The organism is Bradyrhizobium sp. STM 3809 (genome assembly GCF_000239795.1).
Lineage (GTDB): Bacteria > Pseudomonadota > Alphaproteobacteria > Rhizobiales > Xanthobacteraceae > Bradyrhizobium.
In genome coordinates this window covers 1-9,879 of the sequence record NZ_CAFJ01000584.1, presented here as the reverse complement: position 1 = coordinate 9,879, position 9,879 = coordinate 1, and the positions used below count along the sequence as shown (strand labels likewise).

General features: G+C 66.1%; 10 protein-coding genes. 9 read left to right on the top strand and 1 reads right to left on the bottom strand.

The genetic code is table 11. The features are described 5' to 3' along the window. On the top strand, window positions 1-361 hold a 361-nt coding region (gene thiD, locus BRAS3809_RS26335; RefSeq protein ID WP_035658753.1), incomplete at its 5' end, for a bifunctional hydroxymethylpyrimidine kinase/phosphomethylpyrimidine kinase. A 119-nt stretch (window positions 362-480) separates the two neighbouring features. Beyond that, window positions 481-939 (top strand): nuclear transport factor 2 family protein, encoded by a 459-nt coding sequence (locus BRAS3809_RS26330; RefSeq protein WP_008965057.1) that lies wholly within the window; start codon window positions 481-483, stop codon window positions 937-939. Window positions 940-952: 13 nt separating this feature from the next. On the opposite strand, the gene BRAS3809_RS26325 is transcribed toward BRAS3809_RS26330, so the two are convergent. After that, entirely contained in the window at window positions 953-2,002 is a 1,050-nt protein-coding gene (locus tag BRAS3809_RS26325; protein WP_008965056.1) for an AraC family transcriptional regulator, read from the bottom strand. Between the two features lie 152 nt (window positions 2,003-2,154). Here BRAS3809_RS26325 and BRAS3809_RS26320 point away from each other — a divergent pair, with 152 nt between their 5' ends. From BRAS3809_RS26320 to BRAS3809_RS26290, 7 genes are all read left to right on the top strand, one after another. Then, window positions 2,155-2,979, top strand: a complete 825-nt coding sequence (locus BRAS3809_RS26320) for an alpha/beta fold hydrolase (RefSeq protein WP_008965055.1) — start codon at window positions 2,155-2,157, stop codon at window positions 2,977-2,979. A 36-nt stretch (window positions 2,980-3,015) separates the two neighbouring features. Next, complete coding sequence (locus tag BRAS3809_RS26315) at window positions 3,016-3,666, top strand: hydrolase (protein WP_008965054.1); 651 nt, start codon at window positions 3,016-3,018, stop codon at window positions 3,664-3,666. Between the two features lie 6 nt (window positions 3,667-3,672). Beyond that, window positions 3,673-3,960 (top strand): XapX domain-containing protein, encoded by a 288-nt coding sequence (locus BRAS3809_RS26310; protein WP_008965053.1) that lies wholly within the window; start codon window positions 3,673-3,675, stop codon window positions 3,958-3,960. Then, window positions 3,957-5,834, top strand: coding sequence for an amidohydrolase (locus BRAS3809_RS26305; protein ID WP_008965052.1), 1,878 nt, complete (start codon window positions 3,957-3,959; stop codon window positions 5,832-5,834). The genes BRAS3809_RS26310 and BRAS3809_RS26305 overlap by 4 nt, the downstream gene beginning before the upstream one ends. 106 nt (window positions 5,835-5,940) lie before the next feature. Then, entirely contained in the window at window positions 5,941-6,630 is a 690-nt protein-coding gene (locus BRAS3809_RS26300) for a YoaK family protein (protein ID WP_008965051.1), read from the top strand. Between the two features lie 172 nt (window positions 6,631-6,802). Then, window positions 6,803-8,077 (top strand): HlyD family secretion protein, encoded by a 1,275-nt coding sequence (locus BRAS3809_RS26295; RefSeq protein WP_008965050.1) that lies wholly within the window; start codon window positions 6,803-6,805, stop codon window positions 8,075-8,077. A gap of 13 nt (window positions 8,078-8,090) precedes the next feature. Continuing rightward, window positions 8,091-9,671 carry a DHA2 family efflux MFS transporter permease subunit gene (locus BRAS3809_RS26290; RefSeq protein ID WP_008965049.1) on the top strand — a complete coding sequence of 527 codons (1,581 nt, stop codon included), beginning with the start codon at window positions 8,091-8,093 and terminating at the stop codon, window positions 9,669-9,671. Window positions 9,672-9,879 lie beyond the last annotated feature (208 nt).

Here is a 9,879-nt window from a genome sequence, read left to right as displayed (position 1 = left end):
CGGCGAGCCGATCNCGGGGACCAATGAGGCCATCGCGGCGCAGGGCCGCCGGCTGCTGGCGCTGGGCTGTCCGGCCGTGCTGATCAAGGGCGGTCACGGGCAGGGCGCCGAGAGCACCGATTACCTGATCACCTCAGATACCAGCATCGCGCTGCCGGCGCCGCGCGTCGCTACGCGGAACACGCACGGCACCGGCTGCTCGCTGTCCTCGGCGGTGGCCGCGGGGCTCGCCAAGGGCGAAGATCTCGAGACCGCTGTGCGGAATGCCAAGGCTTTCATCTCTGGCGCGATCGCGGCCGCCGACCGTTTCACGGTGGGCCATGGTCACGGCCCGGTGCATCATCTCCACCGGTTCTATTGAGGTCACACGGTTTTGAGACGGCGGGCTGCCGTCGATCCGCGTGACTGCGTCCGATCATGCTAGGCGGAGACGGGGCGTCCATCATCGCGTTCGGGGCCCAGCATCAGGGGGATGATTGAATGAGAGCACCTATCGCCGCAGCTCTGGTCGCTGCGTTCGCCGGCCTTGTTGCGACCCCGGCGCTGGCCGAGCGCGCCTATTCGGCCGAGGAGGAGCGCAACAAGCAGATCGTGCTCGACTTCTATGAGCAGGGTCTCAACCGCAAGGACTTTGCCGCCGCCTCGAAATATCTCGGCACCTACATCCAGCACAATCCGGGCGCCGAGGACGGCCCCGAAGGCTTTCGCAAATTCATCGAATTCCTGAAGACGAAATTCCCGCAATCTCATAGCGAGATCACGAAGGTGCTGGTCGACGGCGACTTCGTCATCCTGCGCGTGCATGCGATCCGCGAGCCCGGCACCCGGGGCAACGCGATCGTCGATATCTTCCGCCTGAAGGACGGCAAGATCGAGGAGCACTGGGATTCGGTGCAGCCGATCCCCGAGCAGTCGGCCAACACCAACGGCATGTTCTGAGCCGCGTCGTCGCTCACTTGTCGTGGGCGGCCTCGATCTCGCGCAGATGCCCGTTGCCGATGCGCGCCCTGTATTCACCGGGCGACTCGCCGAACCAGCGGTTGGAGGCGCGGAAGAAGGTGCTCTGGTCGGCGTAGCCGAGCAGATAGCCGATATCGGTCAGCGACAGGCGCTGATCGGCGAGATGGCGCTGGGCAAGCTCGCGCCTGGTATCGTCGACGAGGTCGCTGAAGGACAGGCCTTCCTCGGCGAGCCGGCGCTGGAAGGTGCGATCGCTCAGCCCGAGCGCCGCCGCAATGGACGAGCGCAACGGGCTGCCGTCCGGCAGCAGCTTGGCAATCGCGGCGCGCGCCCGATGCGCGGTGTCGGTCTTGACGAGGCGCTCCAGCGCCTCGTCGGCGATGCGATCGTGGATCGGCATCAGCTCGGGTGCGGCGGTCGTCAGCTTGCAGGCGAGGTCCTCATGCGAGACCAGGAAGCCGTTGAAGGGCGCATCGAACTCGAGCGGTGACTGGAAGGCCCTGTTGTAGGCCGCGATCGACAGCGGCACGGAATGCGAGAAACGCGCCGCGAGCGGCGTCAGCGGGCGGTCGAGCATCCAGCGGCACAGATTGAGCAGATTGATGATGCCGTAGTCGTAGCGCTGCCGCGGGATCGGGCATTCGCCGCCATAGACGTCGGCGCGCACCCAGCGGCCGCCCTGACCGTCCTCCAGTGTGATCGTGACGGCATCGCTCACGAGGCACATGTAGCGGATCAGCCGCATCAGCCCGGTCTGCAGATCGGGGCTCGACATCATGGCATAGCCGGCGACGCCGTAATTGTGAGGGCGTGGGGCTGCGACATTGACCAGGCCGATATCGGGATTGCCGGAGCGTTCGGCCGCCAGCACCCACAGCCGGCTCAACGCCTCGGTGGGCCAGCGGTGATCGCAATCCTCGAGATCCGCGATCGACAGGCCGACCTCGGCGAACAGCGCCGCCGCATCCAGACCTTGCTCCGTCAGCGTGCTCGCGACGCCGCGCATCCAGGCTGACGATGTCGATCTGATCTGCTGCGCCATTCCCTCGGCTCACCCCTTGGCCTTCTGGAGCCAGTGCTTTGGCATCCTCGGATCATTGTGCAGGTGCACATGAGACTGCATAGCACCTGATATGAGCGATCGCGATACGAAATTCGTCGTGCGATCGTGCGCCCCCAGCCCAGGAGACGATCATGCCCGTTCTGAAAACCAACGACGGCACAGAGATTTACTACAAGGATTGGGGCTCCGGTCAGCCGATCGTGTTCAGCCATGGCTGGCCGCTGTCGTCGGATGATTGGGATGCGCAGATGATGTTCTTCCTCAATCACGGCTTCCGCGTCATCGCCCATGACCGCCGCGGCCATGGCCGCTCGGCGCAGGTTCCCGATGGTCATGACATGGACCATTATGCCGACGACCTCGCCGCGCTGACCGCGCATCTCGATCTCAAGAATGCCGTGCATGTCGGCCATTCCACCGGCGGCGGCGAGGTCGTGCATTATCTCGCGCGTCATGGCGAGAGCCGCGCCGCGAAGGCCGCGATCATCGCCGCGGTGCCGCCGCTGATGGTGCAGACCGTGGCCAATCCGGGCGGCCTGCCGAAATCGGTGTTCGACGATTTCCAGACCCAGGTCGCGACCCGTCGCGCCGAATTCTACCGTGATGTCGCGGCCGGCCCGTTCTACGGCTTCAACAAGCCCGGCGCCAAGCCGTCCGAGGCCGTGATCCAGAACTGGTGGCGGCAGGGCATGATGGGCAGCGCCAAGGCGCATTATGACGGCGTCGTCGCGTTCTCGCAGACGGACTTCACCGAGGATCTCAAGAAGCTCTCGCTGCCGGTGCTGGTGATGCACAGCGAGGACGATCAGATCGTGCCTTACGCCGACTCCGCGCCGCTGTCGGCCAAGCTGCTCAAGAACGGCACGCTGAAGACCTACAAGGGCTTTCCGCACGGCATGCCGACCACGGAGGCCGCGACCATCAACGCCGATCTGCTCGCCTTCATCAAGGGCTGACGCCGAGGGCGTCACACATCTGTCACGGAGATCCTCATGTCCAAGCTCGAAATGCTGACGCCGCAGAACTGCGCCGTCGCGCTGATCGACTACCAGCCGGCGATGTATCAGGGTGTGCAGTCGCACGACCGCCTCGGCGTGTTCAACAACATCCAGATCGTCGCCAAGGCGGCCAAGCTGTTCAAGCTCCCGACGGTGCTCACCACGGTCGCCAAGGATTCGTTCTCCGGTCCCTTCATGCCTGAAGTGACCGAGCTGTTTCCGGAGCATGACATCGTCGACCGCACGGCGATGAACTCCTGGCTCGACGCCGGCTTCCGCAAGCAGGTGGCCGCGACGGGCCGCAAGAAGTTCATCATCGCGGGACTCTGGACCGAGGCCTGCGTGCTGTTCCCGACGCTCGATATGCTGCGCGAAGGCTACGAGATCTACATTCCGGCCGATGCCTGCGGTGATCTGTCGCTCGAGGCGCACAATCGCGCGATGGATCGCGCGGTGCAGGCCGGCGCGGTGCCGATCACCTCCTGCCAGTTCGCCTTCGAGCTGCAGCAGGACTGGGCGCGCGCCGAGACCTATGACGGCATGATGGAGATCCTGAAGGCGCATTCGCCTTACGGCATCCAGATCCGCTTCTCGAAATGGGCGCTCGGCGAGCACGCCTCCGAGGGCGGATCCAAGGCGGCCTGACGGGTGATGAAGATCTATCTGCTCTCGCTCGGGGCAGGGCTGCTGGTCGGCGTGATCTACAGCCTGCTTCAGGTCCGCTCGCCGGCGCCGCCTTTGGTGGCGCTGGTCGGCCTGCTCGGCATCCTCGTCGGAGAGCAGGTGATCCCCGTGGGCCGGCAGCTCCTGAACGGTACCAGTCTTTCGGCGGCCTGGCAGAAGGCAGCCTGCGCCACGCACATCTTTGGCCTGCTGCCCGGCCATCACGGCCGGGCGGACACCACCCCTCACGCGGCGCCAGACGAGAAGGCTTCATGAGCGACCATCCCGATCTCATCCTGCATCGCGGCCTGTTCACGACGCTCGACCGCAGCAATCCGCAGGCGAATGCCGTCGCCATCAAGGACGGCGTGTTCACGGCCGTCGGCCACGCGCAGGACGTGATGAAGCTCGCCGGCCCCGAGACGAAGGTGATCGATCTGAAAGGTCGCCGCGTGCTGCCGGGGCTGATCGACAATCACCTGCACATCATCCGCGGCGGGCTCAACTTCAACATGGAGCTGCGCTGGGACGGCGTGCGCTCGCTCGCGGATGCGATGGCGATGCTGAAGGCGCAGGTCGCGATCACGCCGCCGCCGCAATGGGTCCGCGTGGTCGGCGGTTTCACGGAGCATCAGTTCGCCGAGAAGCGGCTGCCGACGATCGACGAGCTCAACGCCGTGGCACCCGATACGCCTGTGTTCCTGCTACATCTGTATGATCGCGCCATCCTCAACGGCGCCGCGCTGCGCGCCGTCGGCTACGACAAGGACACGCCGCAGCCGCCGGGCGGCGAGATCGTGCGCGACGCGCAAGGCCATCCCACCGGCCTGCTGCTCGCCAAGCCGAACGCCGCCATCCTCTATGCGACGCTGGCCAAGGGACCGAAGCTGCCATTCGACTATCAGCTCAACTCGACGCGACATTTCATGCGCGAGCTGAACCGGCTCGGCGTCACCGGCGCGATCGACGCCGGCGGCGGCTTCCAGAACTATCCCGACGACTATGCCGTGATCCGGAAGCTCGCCGATGATGGCCAGCTCACCATCCGGCTCGCCTACAACCTGTTCACCCAGAAGCCGAAGGGCGAGAAGGACGATTTCCTGCGCTGGACCCAGAGTTCGTCCTACAAGCAGGGCAACGATTATTTCCGTCACAACGGTGCCGGCGAGATGCTGGTGTTCTCGGCCGCCGACTTCGAGGACTTCCGCGTGCCGCGGCCGGACATGCCGGCCGAAATGGAAGGCGAGCTCGAAGAGGTCGTGCGCATCCTTGTGCAGAACAAATGGCCGTGGCGGCTGCACGCCACCTATGACGAGACCATCTCGCGTGCGCTCGACGTGTTCGAGAAGGTCAACCAGGACACGCCGCTCGACGGCCTCAACTGGTTTTTCGACCATGCCGAGACCATCTCGGACCAGTCGATCGACCGCATCGCCGCGCTCGGCGGCGGCATCGCCGTACAGCACCGCATGGCCTATCAGGGCGAGTATTTCGTCGAGCGCTACGGTTTTGGCGCGGCCGAGGCGACGCCGCCGGTGAAGAAGATCCTGGAGAAGGGCGTCAAGGTCTCGGCCGGCACCGACGCGACGCGCGTGGCGTCCTACAATCCCTGGGTCTCGCTGTCCTGGCTCGTGACCGGCCGCACCGTCGGCGGCCTGCGGCTGTACCCGCAGCGCAACTGCCTCGATCGCGAGACCGCCTTGCGGATGTGGACCGAGAACGTCACCTGGTTCTCCAACGAAGAGGGCAAAAAGGGCCGCATCGCAGTCGGCCAGTTCGCCGATTTGATCGTGCCGGATCGCGACTTCTTCGCCTGCGCCGAGACCGAGATCGCCGATACCACGAGTGAGCTCACTATCGTTGGCGGCCGCGTCGTCTACGCGGCGTCCGACTTCAAGGCGCTGGACGATGCCGAGCCACCGCCGGCGATGCCCGACTGGTCGCCGGTGCGGCGCTTCGGCGGCTACGGCGCATGGCTTGCGAAGGACGACACCGACGAGGTGCGTGCGCAGGCGATGCAGATGTGTGGATGCGCCCATGCCTGCGGTGTGCACGGTCACGACCACGCGCGGTCCTGGTCGAGCCGACTGCCGGTGTCCGACCTCAAGAGCTTCTGGGGCGCGCTCGGCTGCGCCTGCTGGGCGGTGTGATGGCGTGATCCCCGACACGCCACGGCCGGTCGCAGCGGTGCTCGATCGGGCGCGGCCGGGATTGGGAAAGCTGACAGACTCGCTCTGATCAACGAAAGCAGGATCCATGGCTCCCACTGACTCGCGCATCGTCCCGCTGCTGCTCAGCCTCAACGCCGGCTATGTCGACACCGCCGGCTTCCTGGCGTTGCAGGGTCTGTTCACCGCACATGTCACCGGCAACTTCGTCACCCTCGGCGCGGCGCTGGCGCTGGGCACCTCCGGCGCGATCGCCAAGCTGCTGGCGCTGCCGGTGTTCTGCGTCGTCGTGATCGCGACGCGGCTGACCGGCACGCTGCTGTCGCGCAAATGGTCGCGTGCGTTCGAGATCCTGATCGCCGTCAAGCTGGTGCTGCTCGTCGTCGGCGCCGTACTCGCGATCCATTTCGGTCCGTTTCACAATGGCGACAGCCGTGAGGCGATCCTCACCGGCATGGTGCTGGTCGCGGCGATGGCGATCCAGAACGCCGTTCATCGCATCCATCTGCCGACGGCGCCGCCCTCGACGCTCATGACCGGCACCACGACGCAGGTGATGATCGATATCGCCGACAAGATCCATCCCGGCGACAAGGGCGCATCGCCGCCTCCCGGGCGATTGCTGCAGATGGCGGTCAATGTCGCGGCCTTCGCACTCGGCTGCGGGTCGGCTGCGCTGCTGTTCGTGAGGCTCGGCAGCCTGTGCTTCGTCGTCCCGCCGATCATCGCTGCGGCGACCCTCATCTTCCGCATGGCCAATTCTCAACCGGCACGTTGAGTTCCCGAAGCGTATGCCGGACGCCGTCGCGATCGCGCCCATGGCGGGATGACGGAAATGTTAGGTCCGGCTCACGAAAAGTTATCGATCCCGAACCCATCCCAAGGGCTTGCCTGTTCAGAACCGTCACCTAGTTTAGAACGAAACAGTATCGTTCTTTTCGGAGCGCCTTATGGCCGTGCAGTCGTCGTCCACCACCGAGTCCACGCCCCCCGCCAGATCCGCCGATCAGACCGTTCCGGCACGCGAGCGCGCGCTGAAGCAGTGGCGTGGCGACGCCGTGAAGGAGCTTCGCCGCGAGGCCGACAGGGAAGCGCCGCAACCGGATCACCCCGCGCACGCCCCGGAGGCCAAGGGCGGGAAACAAGACGACAAGCCGCGCAGGGGGCTGCTGCGGCGGCATCCTGTGGGGGCTGCGCTCGGGCTCGTTGTGCTGCTCGCGGCGGCGACGGGCGGCTACGTCTACTACGACGCGGCCGGTCATTTCGAGAGCACCGACGACGCCTTCATCGCCGCCCGCCAGTTCTCGATCGCGCCGAAAGTCTCGGGCTACATCACGGCCGTGCCGGTCACCGACAATCAGGACGTCAAGGCCGGCGACGTGATCGCGCGCATCGACGATCGCGATTACAAGACGGCGCTGGCGCAGGCCGAGGCGCAGGTGCGGTCGGCGGAAGCGGCGATCCACAACATCGATGCGCAGATCGCGGTCCAGCAGGCGCAGATCACCGCGGGCCAGGCCCAGGTCGACCAATCCCAGGCCGGGCTGACCTTCGCCCAGCAGCAGGCCGACCGCTATCAGCAGCTCGCCCGCACCGGCTCCGGCACCGTGCAGAGCGAGCAGCAATATACGTCGCAGCTCCAGCAGGCGAAGGCCGCGCTGACCTCGGCGCAGGCCAATCTGCAGGTCGCCCAGCGGCAGCTGGAGTCGCTGAAGGCCCAGCGCGAGAGCGCCGACGCCAATCTCGCCCAGGCGCAGGCGCAGCGCGACCAGGCGCAGCTCAATCTGTCCTACACGGTCGTGACCGCGGCGCAGCCCGGACGCGTCGTCAATCTCAGCGCCGCCGACGGCCAGTTCGCCGCCCAGGGCACGGCGCTGTCGATGTTCGTGCCCGACGAGGTCTGGGTGACCGCCAATTTCAAGGAGACCCAGCTCGACCGGATGCGTCCCGGCCAGCCGGTGACCCTGGAGATCGATGCCTATCCGGAGCGCGAGATCCGCGGCCATGTCGCGAGCGTGCAGTCCGGCTCGGGCCCGGCGTTCTCGCTGCTGCCGCCGCAGAACGCCACCGGCAACTACGTCAAGATCGTGCAGCGCGTGCCGGTCAAGATCGAGATGGACGACCCGCCGACCGACGTCGCGCTCGGCCCGGGCATGTCGGTGGTGCCGACCGTGCGCGTCGATCCCAGGCCGTCGCTGTACGAGCGGCTGAAGGCCGTGCTGTGACGGGGCTGATGCCATGAGCAAGGCTGCTGCTCTCTCCGCGCCGCGCGCCGGCAGTCCGTGGATCATCGCGGTGCTGGTGGCGCTGGCGACCTTCATGGAGGTGCTCGACACCACCATCGCCAACGTCGCGCTGCCCTATATCGCGGGCGGCATGGGCGTCAGCCAGGACGAATCCTCCTGGGTGGTGACGACCTATCTCGTCTCCAACGCGATCATCCTGACCGCGTCGAGCTATCTCGCCAAGCGCTTCGGCCGCAAGGCCTTCTTCATCATGTGCCTCGGGCTGTTCACCACCAGCTCCGTGCTGTGCGGCTTCGCCTGGAACCTGCAGGTCCTGCTGGTCTTCCGCATCATGCAGGGCCTCGGCGGCGGCGGCATGGTGCCGGTCGCGCAGTCGATCCTCGCCGATTCCTTTCCGCCGGAGAAGCGCGGCCAGGCGTTCGCGCTGTTCGGCGTCGCCGTGGTCGTCGCGCCGGTGGTCGGCCCGACGCTCGGCGGCTATCTCTCCGACAACGTCTCCTGGCACTGGTGCTTCCTGATCAACGGCCCGGTCGGCATCGCCGCGATGCTCTTGATCTGGCTGATCCTCGAGGAGCCGCAAGGGGTCACGGAGGAGCGGCGCAAGGAGGCACATGGCTTCGACGTCGTCGGCTTCATTCTGGTGGCGACCTTCCTCGGCGCGCTCGAACTGATGCTCGATCGCGGCCTGGAGGACGACTGGTTCGACTCGCGATTCATCATGGTGACCGCCGCGGTCTGCGTGACGGCGTTCATCGCCATGATCCCGTGGGAGATGAACCAGAAGAACCCGACGGTCGACGTCCGCATGCTGGCGTCGCGCCAGTTCGGCGCGAGTTTCCTGGTAATGCTGGCGACCGGCGCGATCCTGCTCGGCACCACGCAGATGCTGCCGCAGATGGTGCAGCAGGATTTCGGCTACACCGCCACCTGGGCCGGTCTCGTGCTGTCGCCGGGCGGGCTCGTCACCATGGCCATGATGTTCGTGGTCGGCCGGCTCTCCGGCAAGGTGCAGCCGAAATACATGATCATGACGGGCGCGGCGGTCGTGGCGTTCGCGATGTATGACCTGACGCGCGTCTACGCCAATGTGGACTTCTGGTTCTTCGCGGAATCCCGCATGCTGATCGGCATTGGCCTGCCGCTGATCTTCCTGTCGATCACGACGGCCTCCTACAACGGCATCCCGCCTGAGAGGACCGACCAGGCCTCGGCGCTGATCAACGCCGCGCGCAACACCGGCGGCTCGATCGGCGTGTCGCTGGCGGCCAACATCCTGGCGCATCGCGCGCAGTTCCATCAGAGCCGCCTCGTCGAGAATGCGATCCCGTCGAACCCGGCCTACCAGGACACGCTGCACCAGGTGACGAACTACTTCACCTCCCACGGCAGCTCGATGGTGCAAGCACAACAGCAGGCGCTCGCCTGGATCGGCCAGACCGTGCAGATGCAGTCCTCGCTGCTGGCCTATGTCGACGTGTACTGGGCGCTGATGCTGATCTCGCTGTCAGCGATCCCGCTGGCGCTGACCTTGCGCAAGGTGAAGCTCGGCGGCGGGCCGGCGATGGCGCATTGAGCCATCCGCTTGCGCCGCCGCGTAGGGTGGGCAAAGGCGCAGCCGCGCTCTTTCCACGATTGCGGATCGCAAAGGCGCCGTGCCCACCATTCTTCCCGCGTGCGCGGATGGACGGTGGGCACACTGCCGCCTTCGGCGGCTGCTTTGCCCATGGATATTAGTCGTACTAGTTGTGCTGGTAACTTGAGGCGCGCTGGTGCGCATGAAT

Coding starts and splice junctions, on each gene's coding strand:
- BRAS3809_RS26330 (WP_008965057.1), top strand. CDS start 481: ATGAGAGCACCTATCGCCGCAGCTCTGGTCGCTGCGTTCGCCGGCCTT.
- BRAS3809_RS26325 (WP_008965056.1), bottom strand. CDS start 2,002: ATGGCGCAGCAGATCAGATCGACATCGTCAGCCTGGATGCGCGGCGTC.
- BRAS3809_RS26320 (WP_008965055.1), top strand. CDS start 2,155: ATGCCCGTTCTGAAAACCAACGACGGCACAGAGATTTACTACAAGGAT.
- BRAS3809_RS26315 (WP_008965054.1), top strand. CDS start 3,016: ATGTCCAAGCTCGAAATGCTGACGCCGCAGAACTGCGCCGTCGCGCTG.
- BRAS3809_RS26310 (WP_008965053.1), top strand. CDS start 3,673: ATGAAGATCTATCTGCTCTCGCTCGGGGCAGGGCTGCTGGTCGGCGTG.
- BRAS3809_RS26305 (WP_008965052.1), top strand. CDS start 3,957: ATGAGCGACCATCCCGATCTCATCCTGCATCGCGGCCTGTTCACGACG.
- BRAS3809_RS26300 (WP_008965051.1), top strand. CDS start 5,941: ATGGCTCCCACTGACTCGCGCATCGTCCCGCTGCTGCTCAGCCTCAAC.
- BRAS3809_RS26295 (WP_008965050.1), top strand. CDS start 6,803: ATGGCCGTGCAGTCGTCGTCCACCACCGAGTCCACGCCCCCCGCCAGA.
- BRAS3809_RS26290 (WP_008965049.1), top strand. CDS start 8,091: ATGAGCAAGGCTGCTGCTCTCTCCGCGCCGCGCGCCGGCAGTCCGTGG.